Source organism: Corynebacterium sp. MSK122 (assembly GCF_030229435.2).
Taxonomy (GTDB): Bacteria; Actinomycetota; Actinomycetes; order Mycobacteriales; family Mycobacteriaceae; genus Corynebacterium; species Corynebacterium marquesiae.
The window spans coordinates 40,959-58,489 of record NZ_JASPHV020000013.1 but is presented as its reverse complement, the minus strand read 5'-3'; the positions used below and the strand labels follow the sequence as shown (position 1 = coordinate 58,489).

The 17,531-nt window shown below is 57.8% G+C and carries 17 protein-coding genes; 10 read left to right on the top strand and 7 right to left on the bottom strand.

Going from position 1 to position 17,531, the window contains the following annotated elements:
* Positions 1-87: 87 nt before the first annotated feature.
* From QP934_RS07200 to aspS, 3 genes are all read right to left on the bottom strand, one after another.
* Positions 88-1,479: a replication-associated recombination protein A gene (locus QP934_RS07200; RefSeq protein WP_340418938.1), complete on the bottom strand. Its 1,392-nt coding sequence runs from the start codon at positions 1,477-1,479 to the stop codon at positions 88-90.
* 43 nt (positions 1,480-1,522) lie between these two features.
* A complete protein-coding gene (locus tag QP934_RS07195) occupies positions 1,523-2,737 on the bottom strand; it encodes a phosphotransferase family protein (RefSeq protein WP_419127181.1) in 1,215 nt (404 codons plus the stop codon).
* A gap of 123 nt (positions 2,738-2,860) precedes the next feature.
* Positions 2,861-4,693 carry an aspartate--tRNA ligase gene (aspS, locus tag QP934_RS07190; RefSeq protein ID WP_225746888.1) on the bottom strand — a complete coding sequence of 611 codons (1,833 nt, stop codon included), beginning with the start codon at positions 4,691-4,693 and terminating at the stop codon, positions 2,861-2,863.
* Positions 4,694-4,937: 244 nt separating this feature from the next.
* On the opposite strand from aspS, the gene QP934_RS07185 reads away from it, so the two are divergent.
* The 8 genes from QP934_RS07185 to QP934_RS07150 all read left to right on the top strand — a co-directional run bounded on the left by QP934_RS07185 (position 4,938) and on the right by QP934_RS07150 (position 12,542).
* Entirely contained in the window at positions 4,938-5,816 is an 879-nt protein-coding gene (locus tag QP934_RS07185; protein WP_299137478.1) for a neutral zinc metallopeptidase, read from the top strand.
* Positions 5,817-6,056: 240 nt separating this feature from the next.
* Positions 6,057-7,643: an inorganic phosphate transporter gene (locus QP934_RS07180; protein WP_269953208.1), complete on the top strand. Its 1,587-nt coding sequence runs from the start codon at positions 6,057-6,059 to the stop codon at positions 7,641-7,643.
* A 143-nt stretch (positions 7,644-7,786) separates the two neighbouring features.
* Positions 7,787-8,509: a hypothetical protein gene (locus QP934_RS07175; protein ID WP_337887462.1), complete on the top strand. Its 723-nt coding sequence runs from the start codon at positions 7,787-7,789 to the stop codon at positions 8,507-8,509.
* A gap of 76 nt (positions 8,510-8,585) precedes the next feature.
* Positions 8,586-9,698: an LLM class flavin-dependent oxidoreductase gene (locus QP934_RS07170; RefSeq protein WP_340418937.1), complete on the top strand. Its 1,113-nt coding sequence runs from the start codon at positions 8,586-8,588 to the stop codon at positions 9,696-9,698.
* Positions 9,699-9,700: 2 nt separating this feature from the next.
* The gene (locus tag QP934_RS07165; RefSeq protein WP_340418936.1) at positions 9,701-10,360 is read left to right on the top strand and encodes an FMN reductase; all 660 of its coding nucleotides are present in this window, start codon (positions 9,701-9,703) and stop codon (positions 10,358-10,360) included.
* 187 nt (positions 10,361-10,547) lie between these two features.
* The gene (locus QP934_RS07160) at positions 10,548-11,957 is read left to right on the top strand and encodes an L-serine ammonia-lyase (RefSeq protein WP_198493143.1); all 1,410 of its coding nucleotides are present in this window, start codon (positions 10,548-10,550) and stop codon (positions 11,955-11,957) included.
* A 10-nt stretch (positions 11,958-11,967) separates the two neighbouring features.
* Positions 11,968-12,252 carry a TetR/AcrR family transcriptional regulator gene (locus QP934_RS07155; RefSeq protein WP_419127180.1) on the top strand — a complete coding sequence of 95 codons (285 nt, stop codon included), beginning with the start codon at positions 11,968-11,970 and terminating at the stop codon, positions 12,250-12,252.
* Between the two features lie 2 nt (positions 12,253-12,254).
* The gene (locus QP934_RS07150) at positions 12,255-12,542 is read left to right on the top strand and encodes a hypothetical protein (protein ID WP_419127179.1); all 288 of its coding nucleotides are present in this window, start codon (positions 12,255-12,257) and stop codon (positions 12,540-12,542) included.
* 26 nt (positions 12,543-12,568) lie between these two features.
* Here QP934_RS07150 and hisS read toward each other — a convergent pair whose 3' ends face one another.
* The 3 genes from hisS to tpx all read right to left on the bottom strand — a co-directional run bounded on the left by hisS (position 12,569) and on the right by tpx (position 15,081).
* Positions 12,569-13,858, bottom strand: coding sequence for a histidine--tRNA ligase (gene hisS / locus QP934_RS07145; RefSeq protein ID WP_340418934.1), 1,290 nt, complete (start codon positions 13,856-13,858; stop codon positions 12,569-12,571).
* A gap of 5 nt (positions 13,859-13,863) precedes the next feature.
* Complete coding sequence (locus QP934_RS07140) at positions 13,864-14,499, bottom strand: MBL fold metallo-hydrolase (RefSeq protein WP_340418933.1); 636 nt, start codon at positions 14,497-14,499, stop codon at positions 13,864-13,866.
* Positions 14,500-14,583: 84 nt separating this feature from the next.
* Positions 14,584-15,081 carry a thiol peroxidase gene (tpx, locus tag QP934_RS07135; protein WP_419127178.1) on the bottom strand — a complete coding sequence of 166 codons (498 nt, stop codon included), beginning with the start codon at positions 15,079-15,081 and terminating at the stop codon, positions 14,584-14,586.
* Positions 15,082-15,224: 143 nt separating this feature from the next.
* Here tpx and QP934_RS07130 point away from each other — a divergent pair, with 143 nt between their 5' ends.
* Both QP934_RS07130 and QP934_RS07125 read left to right on the top strand, forming a co-directional pair.
* Positions 15,225-16,085 (top strand): peptidylprolyl isomerase, encoded by an 861-nt coding sequence (locus QP934_RS07130; protein WP_349819211.1) that lies wholly within the window; start codon positions 15,225-15,227, stop codon positions 16,083-16,085.
* 356 nt (positions 16,086-16,441) lie between these two features.
* A complete protein-coding gene (locus QP934_RS07125; RefSeq protein WP_419127177.1) occupies positions 16,442-16,747 on the top strand; it encodes a hypothetical protein in 306 nt (101 codons plus the stop codon).
* Positions 16,748-16,872: 125 nt separating this feature from the next.
* On the opposite strand, the gene QP934_RS07120 is transcribed toward QP934_RS07125, so the two are convergent.
* Positions 16,873-17,445 carry a DUF421 domain-containing protein gene (locus QP934_RS07120; RefSeq protein WP_198493148.1) on the bottom strand — a complete coding sequence of 191 codons (573 nt, stop codon included), beginning with the start codon at positions 17,443-17,445 and terminating at the stop codon, positions 16,873-16,875.
* Positions 17,446-17,531: the final 86 nt, after the last annotated feature.

Sequence of the window (17,531 nt, the reverse complement as noted above, 5' to 3'; positions counted from 1 at the left end):
ACTGTCTGAGCTTTCATCTTCTATCAAGAAGTTTCTAACCCGCCCAACTCTACCCTTCGCTGCACAGCGATTTCCCATCGGTGGGGATCAGCGAGGCCGGCGAGCGTTTTTGCCTGGGCCGCGCTTGCCACGAATAATGCTGCGCAAGCGGCCAATATAGTCATAGACTCGCTTCTCAGCCCCGTGATCGGTGGGTTCATAGTAAACCGAACCCTCCAGCTCATCGGGCAGGTACTGCTGCTCCACTACGCCGCGGGGATCATCGTGGGGATAGACATAGCCCACGGCATTTCCCATCCGCTTGGCGCCCTCATAGTGCCCATCGCGCAGATGCGGTGGCACGTGGCCCACCTTGCCAGCGGCTACATCGGTTTGCGCTTGCGTGATGGCAGAAATGACCGAGGGCGATTTTGGCGCGGTGGCCAGGTGGATAGTGGCTTGCGCGAGCGGGATCCGGGCTTCTGGCATGCCAATGAGCTGAGCGGCTTCAGCCGCCGCCACGGCCACCTGGAGCGCGGTTGGATCAGCCATGCCGATGTCCTCGGAGGCGTGCACAATGAGCCGCCGGGCAATAAAGCGCGGATCCTCCCCGGCCTCTACCATGCGGGCGAGATAATGCAGCGCAGCATCCACGTCGGAGCCGCGGATGGACTTAATAAAGGCAGAAACCACGTCATAGTGTTGGTCGCCGTCGCGGTCGTAGCGCACCACTGCCTTATTGACGTTGTCCGTGACCGTTTGTGGGGTAATTTCCCCGCCAGCGTCAACCGCTTCGGCCGCGGCCTCAAGATAGGTCAGCGTGCGCCGCGCATCGCCGCCGGCGAGGAGCACCAACTGGTCCAAGCCTTCATCGGTGATTCGAATGTTGCGCTCACCTAGGCCACGGTCGCTTTCGAGCGCACGCTTAGCGACGCCTCTCAGGGCATCATCACTTAGCGAATGCAATTGCAACAGCAGCGAACGCGACAAAAGCGGCGCGACGACGGAGAAGGAAGGGTTTTCCGTAGTTGCCGCTACGAGCAATACCGTGCGATTTTCCACGGCTGCGAGGAGGGCGTCCTGCTGGGTTTTGGAAAAGCGGTGCACCTCATCAATAAAGAGCACGGTCCGCCGGCCTTGAATGAGCTCTTGCCGGGCGTGGGTGATGACCTCGCGGACCTGCTTGACGCCCGAATCGAGGGCGGAGAGGCCCACGAAGTTCTGCCCCATTTGGCTGGCGATGAGCGAGGCAATGGTTGTCTTGCCGGTGCCCGGCGGCCCGTACAAGATGACGGAGGCCTCGCCTGAGCCTTCCACGAGGCGACGTAATGGCTTTCCGGGGGCCAAGAGATGGTCTTGCCCGACCACTTCATCTAGGTTTTGGGGACGCATGCGCGCCGCCAGTGGGGACCCGGCGTGGGTGGCGAAAAGGTTCTTCCCAGGCAGCGGCGACGCGCTGCGCTCCGAAGTGGGCCCGCCAAATAATGAGTCTTGAGACACTGGAAAGCTACCTCCTATAAGGGTGCGGGCACACCGTGATTGTCTATTCGTCGTCCAAGCGGCGCGCAATGGCGCTGCCAAATTCTGCGATGGGCGCGCAGGCGGGTCCATCGCAGCGCGCGGCATATCGGGATAGCGCCTCAAAGGTTTCATAGAGGTCGCGGCGCACAAGCAATTCATCTTCCGTAAACAGGCCGTGGTCGGCCGGACGCAAAATGGAGCGCTGCGGATCATGGACGACCTCGGCTTCTCCCCTGGCTAGGGCAACCAGCCCTTCGATGCCGCCGGCGTGCATCGTGGTCACGCTCGATAGCGCCCAGCCAATGAGCGACGCCACGATAAGGCCGTGGATTTCTTCCGCATTAGAAAATAGCGGCCACACCTCAGATACGGCACGAGACCAAGCAGAGATGAAGATATCTGCCTCTTCGTCCGTGATCGGCTTGGAGAACAGGAACTGTGGGAATCCGGCGATAACGCAGGCTACGTCGAAGCCTACATTGCGGAATCCTGCCCATTCATAGTCCAAGAAGTGCAGGCGATGAGACACAATGATGTTATCCGGCGAAAGGTCGAAGGGAGTAAATGCCCGGTCCTTGCCGGATGCCAGAGATCGAGCGGCTTGACCCGCTAGCTCCCGGAAACTGGCCGGTGCCTCAAGCCCGGCTTTATCCAGCAAGTCGAGCCCGATGCCAATGGAGCGCTCCAGCGCCTCATCGCGCACGGACTGGTGCGGGGCCAAGTCCGGATTCTTGCGCAGCATCCTATTGAGCAGGGTTTCATAATCTTGCTCGTGGCCCGCGGTTCCAGCGTGCATGTGCCCCAACGCACTGCCTAGCGAGCGCAATACCCGCACGCGGTCATCATCGGTGGACTGTACAAGGACGTCGGCAAGCGTTTCGCCCTCACCCAAGTCCGTCAACACAATAATCCGCTGCTCCAGATCGTGGGCAAGAAGCACGGGGCCGGGCCGCACGTCCTCAGATAACGCGGTGGTGAATTGATAAGCCACAACCTCGCGCAGCATCGCAGCATCATCGACAGCATAGCCGGTAACCGGGTTGTACTTAATAACTACCGAGCGGTGCGGCAGGAAGGCTCCAGGGGCAATCCTGGCGCGCAGAACCATTGCATTGCCGGAACCGTCCAAGCGCTCCACGCTCGACATCTCCGGGGTGCCACCAAAACGGCGCGACAACATCTCCGAGGCGGCTTTGATGACATCCTCGGGTGATAGCACAGCTTCGTTATCAACCATAGTTCTATCCAGTATGCCCCCTCACACCAAAGCGGGGTCACAAGTTCGCCCGCAGCGAAATTGCCGCGACCAACGATGTGCCCCGCACGGTGTGTCTTAAAGGCTGAGGATTAAGCTACCCGCTTACTTCTCCTCAGCGGTCTCTGCCGCAGTGGAACCGGCCTTGTCCTGTTCCTTCTTCTTTTCTGGCTTGTAGTCTACGCCGGTCTCCTTACGCTGTGCGGCTGGGATTGCCGCTGGGGCGTCGGTAAGCGGATCCACGCCACCTCCGGACTTCGGGAACGCAATAACGTCGCGGATGGAGTCGAAACCGCCCAACAGGGAGACGATGCGGTCCCAGCCGAAGGCGATGCCGCCGTGTGGTGGGGCGCCGTACTGGAAAGCATCGAGCAGGAAGCCGAACTTCTCCTGAGCCTCCTCGTCACCGATTCCCATGACATCGAAGACGCGCTTCTGCACGTCCTCCTGGTGGATACGGATGGAGCCGCCGCCAATCTCGTTGCCGTTGCAGACAATGTCATAGGCGTACGCCAGCGCCTCGCCCGGGTTCTGGTCAAAGTTGTCCAGGTACTCCGGCTTCGGGGAGGTAAAGGCGTGGTGAACCGCGGTCCACTTGGAGTGGCCCAGTGCGACGTCGCCAGAAGCGGTCGCATCAGCGGAAGGTTCAAAAAGCGGAGCGTCTACAACCCAGGTAAAGGCCCAGTCGCCTTCCTTGATAAGGTCCAGCTTCTTTGCAATCTCGCCACGTGCAGCGCCCAAAAGGGCGCGGGAAGACTTGGTGTCACCGGCGGCAAAGAAGATGGCGTCGCCCGGCTTAGCGCCGACGTGCTCTGCAATGCCCTCGCGCTCGGCATCGGTAATGTTCTTAGCCACCGGACCGCCCAAGGTGCCGTCCTCGCCCACGGTGATGTAGGCCAGACCCTTGGCGCCACGCTGCTTTGCCCAATCCTGCCAAGCATCGAACTGGCGGCGCGGCTGGGAGGCGCCGCCTTCCATAACCACGGCGCCGACGTATTCGTTCTGGAAGACGCGGAAAGTGGTGTCCTTGAAGAACTCGGTGCACTCCACAATCTTGATGTCAAAGCGCAGGTCCGGTTTATCGGAACCGTAGTACTTCATCGCATCGGCGTAGGTCATGCGCGGGATCGGAGTCTTGATCTCGTAGCCGATGAGCTTCCACAGCTCGGTGACGATTTCTTCCGCCAAGGCGATGACATCGTCCTGGTCTACGAAGGACATCTCCACGTCCAGCTGGGTAAACTCCGGCTGGCGGTCAGCGCGGAAGTCCTCATCGCGGTAGCAGCGCGCGATCTGGTAATAGCGCTCCATGCCGGAGACCATGAGCAGCTGCTTGAAAAGCTGCGGGGACTGCGGCAGTGCATACCAGGTGCCTGGCTTCAAACGCGCTGGAACCAGGAAGTCGCGTGCGCCCTCCGGGGTGGAACGAGTCAGGGTTGGAGTCTCGATCTCTGCAAAATCATGCGAATCCAGTACCTTGCGGGCCGCGCGGTTGGCAGCAGAACGAAGCCGCAGCGCCTGTGCCTGGCGCTCGCGGCGCAGGTCCAAGTAGCGGTACTTCAGCCGAGTCTCCTCGCCTACCTCACCTGAGGTGGAAGGATCATCAATCTGGAATGGCAGCGCTGCGGACTTATTCAGAACCTCAAGATCCGCGACGTTGACCTCAATCTCACCGGACGGCAGGTTGGGGTTTTCCGAGCCTTCTGGGCGAGGCTCCACGGTACCAGTGACCTTAACGCAGTATTCAGAACGCAGGTCGTGGGCGCGCTCCGCCACGTCAGATTCACGGAAGACAACCTGAGCGATGCCGGAGCGATCGCGCAGGTCAATGAAGATCACACCACCGTGATCGCGGCGGCGGGAAACCCAACCGGTTAGGGTGACGGTCTCTCCTGCGAGTTCTTTGCGGAGCTCACCTGCTAAGTGGGTACGCAGCACTGATGTTCAATCCCTTCTAAAAATTGTGTCACTTGCGGGTCCCGCCACGCGTAAACAGCGCGCGCCAAACCAAGCACAAGACTAGGAACGCGCACAATTCTACATCCCTACCGGTACGCGGAGCGCAGTTAGGTGGATGCAAGCTAACCCCGAAGGCCGCTGAAGAACCACCGTTTCCCTCCTTCAGACTCCTTGCAGCAATCTTTACCCTGTGCATGAGGGGGCCATGTGGCACTATTTAGGCATGACTTTTAGATCAGGTGCCGATTTCGGCGGCAAAGAAGCGCGTTCGGGTGGCGGTGGCGGTGGCATCGCCATTGGCGGTGGCGTCGGCTCAATTGTTCTAGTAGGCCTTTTCCTCCTGTTGGGCGGCAATCCCTCAGACTTGGGATCGATTCTGGGCAGCGAGCAGCCCCAATCTGACGGTGCTGCACAGGGCGAAAGCCCCGAATGCGAAACTGCAGAAGATGGCAACACCAAGGATGAATGCCTCGTAGAGTTCACCGGTCGCAGCGTGGATAACGTCTGGTCCAAGGTCTTGCCGGAACAGGCAGATATCCAATACACCGAACCGGAGCGCGTGGTCTTCCACGGCAGCGTTAATACCGGCTGTGGCGCCGCGACTTCATCTACTGGCCCCTTCTACTGCCCACGCGACGAGTCCGCCTATTTCGACACCGCGTTCTTTGATTCCCTGCGCAACTTCGGCGCGGATAATGCTCCTTTGGCCCGCATGTACATCGTGGCGCACGAGTTCGGCCACCACATTCAAAACCTTGAGGGCACCCTCGGCCTGTCGGACTATAACGACCCAGGCGCCGATTCCAACGCGGTAAAGATCGAGCTGCAGGCTGACTGCTACGCAGGCCTGTGGGCTTCCTATGCCGATAAGGGTGATAACCCCTTGCTTGAGCCAATCACCAAAGAACAGGTCTCGGACGCCGTAGCGGCCGCCCAGGCGGTGGGCGATGACAATATCCAGCGCCGCTCCGGCGGCCAGGTCGAGCCTGATTCCTGGACGCATGGCTCTTCCGAACAGCGTGAAAAGGCATTCCTCGCCGGATATAACTCTGGCAAAATGTCCCAGTGCGACACCCTTGAGCGCGGCGCCTACCGCGGCTAATACTCACAACGTGGCCGTCACCAAGAGCGGCGGCCACTATGTTCGCGAATAGCCACATTGCTTTCACGAACTCCACATCTTGAGTTCACTTTCCCGAAACCTAGGGACTTTAGTCTGAGCGTGCGTTCTCTACATAAGAATTTCTTTTGAGAATCCTATACGTCTCGCTGAGAAGCGCGGTCATACCTCTTGTGCACGCTTTCCCGAAAGGTTCCTCCTGTGTCTACCCCTACCACCCACATGACGGACATTGAGGCCGTCAACGGCAAGGGCAGCGACTGGATTTGGCACGCCATCTTTGGCGGCCTTACCGCCGTTACCCTCATCGGCTTTATGGTCTGGGGCCACGACTACGTCGACGGCTCTAAGCCCATTCTCCTTGGCACCGCCATTCTCTTCGCCCTTTTCATGGCCTTCAATATTGGCGGCAATGACGTCGCCAATTCCTTCGGTACCTCCGTAGGCGCCGGAACGCTGTCTATGAAGCAGGCCCTCGTTGTCGCCGCCATCTTTGAGGTCTCCGGTGCCATCCTCGCCGGCGGCGAAGTTACCGATACCGTGCGCTCTGGCATCGTCGACCTCGACGCCATCGATGGGCTAGACCCCATGGAATTCGTCTACATCATGATGGCGTCCCTCTTGGGTGCGGCCATCTGGCTCCTTGTTGCCACCCGTATGGGTTGGCCAGTATCTACCACTCACTCCATCGTCGGCGGTATCGTCGGCGCTGCGCTCACGGTCGGCTTTGTCACCGGCAAGGGCAGCTGGAACATGGTGCAGTGGGGCGAGATTGGCACCATCGCCATCTCGTGGGTGCTCTCCCCTGTCCTCGGCGGTCTCGCCGCGTTTATCCTGTTCAAATGGATTAAGACCTCAATCTTGGTCTACAACGAGGAAGCAGACCGAAAACTGCGCGAAATCAAGACCCGTCGCGCGGAGCTGCGCCAAGAGCACAAGTCTCGCTTTGCTCGCCTCAATGAGATCCAGCAGATTAGCTACACCAACGCCATGGCCCGGGACGCCGCCTTGGTGGCGGAAGAAGACTTCGATCCGGATCAGCTGGAATCTGAGTATTACCGCGATCTGTATAACCTCAACAAGGACATGGATGATGTCAAGGCTCACCGCGCCCTGGAGAGCTGGGTACCGGTACTAGCCGCCATTGGTGCCATCATCATTTCCGCCATGGTGATGTTCAAGGGTCTGAAGCACACCGGACTCGATTTCAGCGTCCTTCAGAACCTGTTGGTCATGGGCATGGTCGGCGCAGTGGTATGGATGGCCGTCTTCATTTTCGCTCGCTCGCTGAAGAAGAAGTCGCTGGCTAAGTCAACCTTCCTTCTCTTTTCTTGGATGCAGGTATTTACCGCTTCCGCCTTCGCCTTCTCCCACGGTTCCAACGACATTGCCAATGCCATTGGCCCCTTCGCTGCGGTGATTGACGTCCTCAAGACCGGCCAAGTAAACGATGAGGCTGCCGTGCCGGTTGCCGTCATGATTGCCATGGGCGTTGCCCTGATTTCTGGCTTGTGGTTCATCGGCCGCTTCGTGATTCAGACCGTGGGCTCGGGCCTAACCCAAATGCACCCCTCCTCCGGCTTCGCTGCTGAGCTTGCCGCCGCCGCTGTGGTGATGGGTTCATCGATCTTAGGCCTTCCGGTTTCTTCCACCCACATCCTCATCGGCGCCGTGTTGGGCGTAGGCATTGTCAACAAGGCAGCAAATTGGAACCTGATGAAGCCTATCGCCTTGGCGTGGGTTATTACTCTCCCAGCCGCCGCAGTCATCGCCGCCATTACCGTGTCTGTACTGCGCGTAGTCTTCTAACGGCAGTCCCTCTCGGTTCAGCCTCGGCAAGCTCACCACATCCGCTAGTCTCACCGACCATTGCGCCGGGGCTAGCGGATGGCTCTTCGGTGGCCCAGGCAAACCCTCTGCTTGGCGACGCCCTCTTCTCTACACTGGCCCATATGACCGCGCACCGAGCTACTGCATTCCTGGCTGCATTCAACGACATAGAACAACACTTGCGCTCAGCTCTCAACGCTGAGAACTCAGATTCTTTCTGGTGGATCGTAGACAAGGCACGAGACAAGCACGTACTTTCCAGTAAGCAAGCCGAGGCGCTCAAGGATTTTTCTAACCTACGCAATGCCATTGCCCACGGTCGCTACTACAGATCAGAGCCCATTGCAGAACCGAACGAGGCCGTGGTTAAGCAGATTTCCGCTCTCCGAGACATAGTGGTTTCCCCGCCCGACACCCTCCGCGTCTTGCAGCCACAAAAGGTATTCACCTTGACGTCTGCCACATCAATCATGGAGGCATTTAACGTCATAAAGGATAAGGACTTTTCCCAAATCCCTATCTACGATGAAGGCCGCTTCACCGCTTTGTTAACCACCAACACTATTGCGCGATGGGTAGCAAGAGACCTCAGCGATAACCACATGCTCGATGCCGCGGACATCGCAGACATTGTGGAATACAAAGAACCCAGTGATCGCGCTATCTTTCTTGCCCGCGCAGTAAGCGTGCAGGAGACGGTGGATGCTCTTTCAGAAACCGATAGTCAAGGGCACCGCCCTTGCGCAGCGGTCATCACAGAACACGGCAAAGTCAATGAGAGACCCCTGCGCCTAGTTGCACCGGCCGATCTACCAGCTCTTTTTGATGCCCTAGAATGGGAATAATTCTCCCGCAGCCGGCTTCTCTTGCAGCCGGCACTGCGTCTATCTCCGCTCCTGTGCACCGCATAGAAAGGCAACCATGCAATTCGGTATCTTCACTATCGGGGATCTCACTACTGACCCCATCTCAGGAAAGACACCCACTGAGGCTGAGCGCATCCGCAACTTGACGGAGATTGCATTGAAAGCCGAAGAGGTTGGCCTTGATGTCTTTGCTACCGGCGAGCACCACAACCCACCCTTCGTTCCTTCCTCTCCTACAACGCACTTGGCGTATATCGCCGCGCAGACGGAGCGCTTGCAGCTATCTACTGCAACCACGCTGATTACTACTAATGACCCAGTAAAGATCGCCGAGGACTACGCCTTTCTGCAGCACCTTGCTGAAGGCCGCGTAGACCTCATGCTCGGACGAGGAAATACCGGACCGGTCTATCCCTGGTTTGGCAAAGACATCCAGCAGGGCATTCCTTTGGCTATTGAGAACTACCACTTGCTGCGCAGGCTGTGGCGTGAGCCAGTCGTTAACTGGCAAGGAAAGTTCCGCGCGGGATTAGAAGGGTTTACCGCTACTCCGGCACCGCTGGATGGAATTCCGCCCTTTGTCTGGCACGGCTCCATTCGTTCGCCGCAAATCGCTGAACAAGCCGCTTACTACGGCGATGGCTTCTTCCACAACAATATTTTCTGGAATAAGGAGCACACCGCTCAGTTGGTGGATCTCTACCGCCGTCGCTTTGCAAACTATGGCCATGGTCAAGCGGACCAAGCAATCGTCGGACTTGGTGGCCAAGTCTTCATTGGCGAAACCGAACAAGAAGCTAAAGACTTCTTCCGCCCCTACTTCGACAACGCCCCAGTCTATGGCCACGGGCCAAGCCTCGAGGACTACACGGCGCAAACTCCACTGACCGTTGGCACCGTGGAGCAGGTAATTGAAAAGACCCTCAGCTTTGCAGACTGGGCCGGTGACTACCAGCGTCAGCTATTCCTCATCGATCACGCGGGACTTCCACAAGAAGTAGTTCTCAAACAAATAGAAATCCTCGGCACGCAGGTTGTCCCCGAGCTGCGACGCCGCTTTGAGCAGCGCCGTCCGAGCCACGTACCTTCTGATCCGCCGACGCACGCAAGCTTGCTCTCTGAGCCTAAGCCTTCACACCTTCAAGTCAGCCCAGGAAAGGAGATCTAGTTATGCGCTCCCTCCTCGTTATCTCAGCTGGCCTATCGCAGCCGTCTTCTTCTCGCAGGCTGGCAGACATGCTCGCAGAAGCCACGCGCGCCAAAATCTCTGCGCGCGGTGAAGGAGCCCAAATCGATGTCATTGAGGTTCGCGATCTCGCTTTCGAATTAGCAACCGCCATGACCGATCAAACTGCGCAAACGCCCCTTTTGGCTAGAGCCAAGCAGCAAGTTGCCGATGCCGATGGCCTGATCGCCGTCACCCCTGTATTCCAAGGCAGCTATTCGGGCCTTTTCAAGATGTTCTTTGACACCTTGGAGCCCCATGGCCTCGACAACCTACCCACCATCATCGCAGCTACGGCTGGTTCTTCACGCCATGCCCTCATTTTGGACTACGCACTGCGCCCGCTATTTAACCAGCTCCACGCAAACGTCGTGCCGACGGGCGTGTTTCAGGCCATAGAAGATCTAGGCACTCCGGAAGGTGAGCGCATTGCTGCCCGCATTGAGCGCTCTGCCATCCAGCTGGCTGACCAGATAGTTGTCCCGCAGGACAGGGTGCCCGGAATTGCCGGCGATCTCACCGGGCTGGGAGGCCGCTCCACCGTCCGGCTAGCAAAGGAAAACTTCATCCCCCTTGACAAGCTCCTGAATGGGTACGGCAAATAAGCCACAACGCTGGCAGTGCTACGCATAGACGGCGATTGATAGAAGGTGTGACTTTCGCTACCCTGGTCACATAAAATCTGCCTCTACCCTTTGGGTCCAGTACCCTTTGGGTCCAGCTTCGACCGCAATAGCGGTACAGCAAGCACCCGATAGCTATCCTTTCAGAAAGGTTCGGCACAGCTTAACTATGACAATTAGCGTCACGGACATCTTCTCCATCGGCATTGGCCCTTCCTCTTCGCACACCGTTGGACCCATGCGCGCGGCTAGGCAATTCCTCGATTCCTTAGAGAAGCACCCAGCTAAGGTCTATACGGAGTTGCGCGGCTCACTTTCCGCCACTGGCCGTGGCCACGCTTCCGATCGCGCCGTCATCCTTGGGCTCGCCGGCTGGGATCCGCTGAGCGTGCCTATCGACGCCGAACCTCACGCGGGCGGCTTTATCCCGAGTGAGGGTACCATTTCTGGCCCCCGGGGCACGGTGGACTATGAAATCGTCTTTGATAACGAACCGCTGCCCCAGCACCCGAATGGCATGATTTTTAGCGCCTGGGATGACAGCGGCAACCTCCTCGCAGAGAAGGAGGAGTACTTCTCTGTCGGCGGCGGCTTTATTCTCTCCCGCGCCGAGCTCGATGCGGAAGTCGCCGAAAGCAATGAGGTTCCTGCCGGCGTAGCCGCCGCCCATGTAGATGACTCCGTTCCCTATAAGTTCACCACGGGCGAAGAATTGCTCAACCTCTGCGAGGCTCATGACAAAGCAATTTGGGAGCTCGTCCTTGCCAACGAGGAGGCCTTGCACCGCGATGAAGGCGGAGCGGAATACGTTCTGCGCCACCTTGATTTGGTCTGGGACATCATGCGTGAGTGTGTGACCGAGGGTATTTCCACCAAGGGCCTTCTTCCAGGTGGCCTGCGTGTGGCACGCCGTGCCCCGAAGATGTATGCCCAGTTGCTAGAAAACCAAGACGATACCAGCTGCGGTTTCTCCGCCATGGAGTGGGTTAACCTGTACGCCCTGGCGGTTAATGAGCAAAACGCTGCCGGTGGCCGCGTCATTACCGCACCTACCAACGGCGCGTGCGGCATCATTCCAGCGGTACTGCATTATGCGCGCGATTTCCGCGCAGACTTCACCCGTTCCACTGCCCGTCGGTACCTATTGACCGCCGGTGCCATTGGCATGATTATCAAGGAAAACGCGTCCATCTCCGGAGCCGAGGTTGGCTGCCAAGGCGAGGTGGGTTCCGCCTCCGCTATGGCCGCCGCAGGCATGGCTGAGCTGCTGGGGGCAGCCCCGGCCCAGGTGGAAAACGCCGCGGAAATTGCTCTGGAGCATAATTTGGGCCTTACCTGCGACCCAGTGGGCGGATTGGTGCAAATTCCGTGTATTGAGCGCAATGCCATCGGCGCGGTAAAGTCCATCAACGCCGCGCGCATGGCCAAAATGGGCGAAGGCACTCACCACGTGACCTTGGATAATGCAGTACAAACCATGGCTGAAACCGGCCGCGATATGCTCTCTAAGTACAAGGAGACCTCCCTGGGCGGATTGGCCAAGACCATGGGCTTTAGCGTTTCGCAGGTAGAGTGCTAAAAAGAACTCTATGCGCGCAGATGCTCTTCACCGCCGCACCGCCATTATCGCTGCGGCCTGCCAGCTCTTTCGTACCCACGGCGATGATGTCGCTTTGGAAAAAGTGGCTACACAGGCTGGCGTAAGTGTGGCTACCGTCTATCGCAACTTCCCCAACCGCGCGAGCCTTATCCGCGCGTGCGCGGAATATATGGGTGATGCCTTGCCAAGTTTCAACAGCGCCTCATCGCGGACTTTGAAAAATCTACGCATTCTGGGGAAGACTACGTCCGGACCTACGCCACCCATATCCTGACCATGGGACTAAACACACTCATTCCTGCGTTCGTCCCTCAGGATTTGGACGCTCTTAGCCCTGAATTAACCGCCCAGCGCGACCTCCTAGAGCGCAACGGCCGACGGTTTATTGAGCTAGGCCAAGAGCAAGGCGAGATTGGCCCCGGCGTCACCCACCTCGAATTCATTGTGGGACTGTTAAGCCTGGCACGACCCCGCGAGGTTGATATTGAGGCCTACCAGCCGGATATTCAGGAAAAGATCATTGACCTCTTTCTGGCGGGCATAAAAAGTGGACACCGCGCCTAAGCGCGATGCCCACCGGCCAAAGAAATCTATGCCTCGACGTGCATTTCCCGAGCAAGTACGGCTACTAGGTCGGAAACCTTTACGTCGTGCTGCTCATGGGCGGCAAGGTCCTTGAGCGCAACTGTGCCATTTTCTAGCTCCTGCTCACCCAAGACCAGCGCGAAGCGTGCACCGGCGCGGTCGGCGCCCTTCATCGCGCCCTTCAGGCCGCGGTCTCCAAAGGACATATCCGCAGAGATTCCGGCCTTGCGGAGGTCATTGATCAGAGTGCTCATGGTGCGCTTGGCGGCAGCACCCAGTGCAACGCCAAAGACGTCCACGCGGGACTCCACGCCATCCAGGGTAATGCCCTCAGCCTCCAGCGCCAGCAGGGCGCGGTCGACACCCAGACCGTAGCCGATACCAGATAGGTCTTGACCGCCTAGCTGGGCCATCAGCCCGTCGTAGCGGCCACCGCCACCGATGCCGGACTGAGCACCAAGTCCGTCATGGACAAACTCGAAGCAGGTCTTGGTGTAGTAGTCCAAGCCACGGACCATGCGTGGATTAATCTCGTAGGCTACGCCCATATCGTCCAGCATGCCGGTAACGGTTTCAAAGTGCTCACGGCATTCGTCATTGAGGTGGTCGAGCATCAAGGGGGCGTCGGCAAGCTGCTCCTGGACCTCAGGGCGTTTGTCATCCAGTACGCGCAAAGGATTGATCTCTGCACGGTGGCGGGTCTCTTCATCCAAGTTGAGCTTAAAGAGGAATTCCTGCAGCTTCTCACGGTAAGCCGGGCGGCAATTGCGATCGCCCAAGCTGGTGAGCTCAAGGCGGAAGCCGCTAAGCCCCAGCGCGCGGAAGGAGCGATCCGCCAAAGCGATGACCTCAGCGTCTAGCGCAGGATCGTCCACGCCAATAGCTTCTACACCGACTTGCTGTAGCTGGCGGTAGCGGCCAGCCTGGGGACGTTCATAGCGGAAGAACGGACCAAAATAGTTGAGCTTCACGGGCAGCTGGCCGCGGTCCAGATTGTGCTCGATGACCGAGCGCATTACGCCGGCGGTACCTTCCGGACGCAAAGTTACGGAGCGGTCGCCGCGATCAGCAAAGGTGTACATCTCTTTTGACACCACATCGGTGGACTCGCCCACGCCACGGGCAAAGAGCGCGGTGTCTTCGAAAATCGGCAGCTCGATGTGCTGGAAGCCGGAGAGATGTGCCTGCTCCACCATGGTCTGACGCACCTTATAGAATGCGGACGACTGCGGCGGGAAATAGTCTGGGACACCTTTGGGGGCGGACAGGGCTTGGAACTGCTTCTTATTACTCACGGGTATTACAGTACCTCCCTCAATGTTGCGAAGAAGGGATTGGTCGCCCTCTCCTTGCGCATGGTGGTGGTGGGACCGTGGCCGGGCAGAATGTCTAGGTTGTCTGCCAAACTCCACACCGGGCCGGCAAGAGATTTTTGCATGGCATTAGGGTCCGAGTGAGGTAAGTCGGTGCGTCCAATGGCGCCGGCAAAGAGCACGTCACCGGTGAGGGCAAAGTCCTCGGAGACGATCATGACGCATCCCGGCGAGTGCCCGGGCGCGTGTTTGAGCTCAAAGGTATGACCGATAAGCTCCACGGTTTCGCCGTCATGGAGCTCGCGGAGGTCGGAGATGGGGGTCATATGGGCGGCGTCGAAAAGCTCTTGCGCCTGGGGTGATACTCCTTCGCCACTGTCGAGCATAAACTTGTCAGCGGGATGAATATAGACAGGGATGTCGAGCTCTGCCGCCAGGGTGCCGGCATCCCGGGTGTGGTCAATGTGGCCGTGGGTGAGCACGATGGCCTCATAGTCCAAGTCATGCTCAAGGACTTTTCCCGCTGCATCCATGCCGGGGTCCACTATTAAGGCGCGGCGGCCTTCCGCAATTACATAGGTATTCGTCTGAAACGGACCGCCAGTAAAACCGTAAATTTCCATACCCACTACCCTAGCTGCCCACATAAAAAAGAGCCGGTCTCCCCCATCTTCTGGATGAGTAGAGGCCGGCAACCGCCTGAAGGCTTAGCGCAAAATATCCCAGACCTTGTCGTAATCAAGCTGGGTGACCACGCCTGGAACCATTTGGGTGTGGATCACCTTGTGGTTTTCATCAGCCACCACCACGGAGCGGGCAAGCAGGCCTTCCAGGACGGAATCGCGCACAGTCACGCCGAATTTCTCACCAAAGTCAGAGCGAAATGCGGAGGCGGCGATGACATCATCAATGCCGTCAGCCGCACAAAAGCGCTTGAGGGTAAAGGGCAAATCGAGAGAAACAGAGAGCAGCTTAGTGTTATCTAGCTGCGAAACCTGCTCATGGAAACGGCGCAGCTGCTCCTGGCAGGCAGGGGTTTCAATAGAGGGCAAGATGGAAATAATAAGGCGCGTGCCCGCAAAAGTCTCATTGGTAATCTGACGCAGGTCGGTACCGATAAGTTCAAATTCGGGCAGCGGGTCTCCCACTGCGGGAAGTTCACCAACGGTGGGCGTTGGCGGATCGGTAAAATCTGGTTCAACCATAGAAACCAGCGTACTTATGATTGGACTTTAAAGCTATTAACTTGTTCTATTTTCCATGCCAACGCTTTCTCAGCTGTAAGGAACCGCTAGAATCGGTCAGGTTGAATCATGCCACCGATAATCGCTAGAAAGGTTGACTCCCGGTGCCAAATAATCAAAAGCGCGGCGAAGAGGCGCTGAGCAAGCTCGAGCGCGAGCTGAAATCCCGCGAACGCAAGCAAAAGGCACGCCCGCTCGGCGTTGTTGCCGCCTCCCTCGTAGTAATTCTCGCCCTCGTCGGCGGCATCTACTTCTTGTCCACCCGCGAAGGCGACGATGAAAACGTACAGGCTGAGGAGTCTTCCGCAGCTGAGACCTCGCAGGAAGCCCCACAGGCACAGCCCATCGCTGACAAGCGGGCCAAGGCCCTGCCGGATACCGTGACCTGTAAGTATGAGGACAATGGTCAAGAATCCAACGGCGCGAAGAAGCCGAACGGCAAGGATATTTCCACCAAGGGCACCGTCACCGTTTCCTTTGAAACCAACCAGGGCACCATTGAGATGGAAATGGACCGCGCCAAGGCGCCGTGTACCACCAATGCTATTTCTGAACTGGCCAAGTCGGGCTACTACGATGACACCGTTTGCCACCGCATGACCTCGGGTGGGCTCAACGTGCTGCAGTGCGGCGACCCAACCGGTTCCGGTTCCGGTGGCCCTGGCTTCAGCTTTGGTGATGAGTACCCCACCGACGAGGTGGATGAGAAGGACGCACAGAACCCCGTTGTCTACCCGCGCGGCTCCGTCGCTATGGCCAACAGCGGCCCAGACACCAATGGTTCCCAGTTCTTCCTCAACTACGACGATTCCGAGCTGGCCCCGAGCTACACCTACTTCGCCACCATTACTGACGAGGGCATGAAGACGATGGATAAGATTGCCAAGAACGGCGTCGAAGGCGGCCAGCCAGATGGCAAGCCGGCCAAGGAAGTCAAGATTAAAAAGGCAACCGTTAAGGCTTAGGCGGCCTAAAAACCCTGCTTGGCGACCCCTCCCTTTAACCCCACCGCCCCACACCTCCCTAACGGGGGCGGGCGCAAAGCCCCGGCCATTCACCGCACATTCCGTCGAAGAATGCGCTGGGGCTTATCCTTTCCTTAATTTAAGCTGAGCCCGATTATGAGGGTTAAGCAGCAGAAACAGGCGAACGCTAAACTTCCTACAGATCACAAGAATCACAGTAGTAAACACGCAGCACACAGCGGACTTTCAGCTAGTTCAGCCAATGCACAAAACTTGCCGATACCATTGCGGAAGCCTGTCAGCCTGTCTAATATTTGAAACGTTTTTAACATACCAAGCTTGTTAGGAATCAAAAAATGAAGCTTTTCTCCCGCAAGGCACTTGTTGCTGGCGCAACCGCTCTGTCCATGACCTTTGCTGGCACCACTGTAGCTACCGCTGCTGAGACAACCACTGCTACCAAGTCCGTAGAGGCTAAGCCGGCAAGCACCCCGACCGAGACCAAGCCGTCTGAGGAGCCAAAGGAAGGCTCTTCCAACAAGGACTTGGATCCAGATGAGATCAAGGCTTGGATTGGCGTATTCACCGCCGTCATCGGCGCTCTGGGCACCCTGTTCGCATTCGCAAACAAGTACCTCGACCTGCCTTTCGGCACCAAGTAAGGTCATCGCTTCATAGCGATTCTTAAGCCGCTGCATTCCAATAGGGAGTGCAGCGGCTTTTTCATAGGCTTTTGAGCAAGCGGAAGTATTGCCCGACGCTTGTTTTTCCAGGTCTAGAGATTCATCTAGGACTCTTTGGCGTCCTCAATGTACTCGGCCCCTACGAGGTCCTTGAAAAGCTCTGGGTCGATTATTTGACCGACCCTGATGACAGAGATATGACCCGTGGGCTCAAGGATCATAATCTGGACGTCCTGCATGCGGCTAATGCCTGCCTTGCGGGCAGCAGAATAAATATCTGACTTAGTAATATGTGCCAGGGTTAAGTTCTCCTCAACCATCTTCCCGCGAAAGACTAGGAGAACTGGGCGCCGGTCAAGAAAGCGAGTCCACTTCACCACTTTGCGGATAGTACCGAACGCGGCCTCTAGAGCCATCAGGGTAGTCAAGCCGATGACGCCGGCGGCCAGGGTCGGTGGATTACCCACAATGACACGGCCTGCAACCGCGCCAAACATAATGATGATGATGGCATCTGAGGCCGTCATAGAGGTAAGGACGCGAGAGCCAAATACCTTCACCAAAATCATGAAGGATAGGTAGATACCCAAAGTCGCCAGCACGACAACGGGAATACGGTGCCATTCAATACCCAGCTGATAAGTAATCTCGCGCAGGAAGAGTTCTAGAGTATCCACGACTGCTTAGGTTACCCGGCAGCCGCGAGGTATACAGAAAAGGCGGAGCGTCACTCCCCCGTTCAGGAAGAGCCGCTCTGCCTTGC

What these genes read in the sequence shown, in the direction of transcription:
- QP934_RS07180 (WP_269953208.1), top strand. Translation starts at nt 6,057, where the DNA reads ATGACGGACATTGAGGCCGTCAACGGCAAGGGCAGCGACTGGATTTGG.
- QP934_RS07165 (WP_340418936.1), top strand. Translation starts at nt 9,701, where the DNA reads ATGCGCTCCCTCCTCGTTATCTCAGCTGGCCTATCGCAGCCGTCTTCT.
- tpx (WP_419127178.1), bottom strand. Translation starts at nt 15,081, where the DNA reads ATGGTTGAACCAGATTTTACCGATCCGCCAACGCCCACCGTTGGTGAA.
- QP934_RS07140 (WP_340418933.1), bottom strand. Translation starts at nt 14,499, where the DNA reads ATGGAAATTTACGGTTTTACTGGCGGTCCGTTTCAGACGAATACCTAT.
- QP934_RS07185 (WP_299137478.1), top strand. Translation starts at nt 4,938, where the DNA reads ATGACTTTTAGATCAGGTGCCGATTTCGGCGGCAAAGAAGCGCGTTCG.
- QP934_RS07155 (WP_419127180.1), top strand. Translation starts at nt 11,968, where the DNA reads ATGCGCGCAGATGCTCTTCACCGCCGCACCGCCATTATCGCTGCGGCC.
- QP934_RS07195 (WP_419127181.1), bottom strand. Translation starts at nt 2,737, where the DNA reads ATGGTTGATAACGAAGCTGTGCTATCACCCGAGGATGTCATCAAAGCC.
- QP934_RS07160 (WP_198493143.1), top strand. Translation starts at nt 10,548, where the DNA reads ATGACAATTAGCGTCACGGACATCTTCTCCATCGGCATTGGCCCTTCC.
- QP934_RS07175 (WP_337887462.1), top strand. Translation starts at nt 7,787, where the DNA reads ATGACCGCGCACCGAGCTACTGCATTCCTGGCTGCATTCAACGACATA.
- QP934_RS07150 (WP_419127179.1), top strand. Translation starts at nt 12,255, where the DNA reads ATGGGACTAAACACACTCATTCCTGCGTTCGTCCCTCAGGATTTGGAC.
- QP934_RS07170 (WP_340418937.1), top strand. Translation starts at nt 8,586, where the DNA reads ATGCAATTCGGTATCTTCACTATCGGGGATCTCACTACTGACCCCATC.
- QP934_RS07125 (WP_419127177.1), top strand. Translation starts at nt 16,442, where the DNA reads ATGAAGCTTTTCTCCCGCAAGGCACTTGTTGCTGGCGCAACCGCTCTG.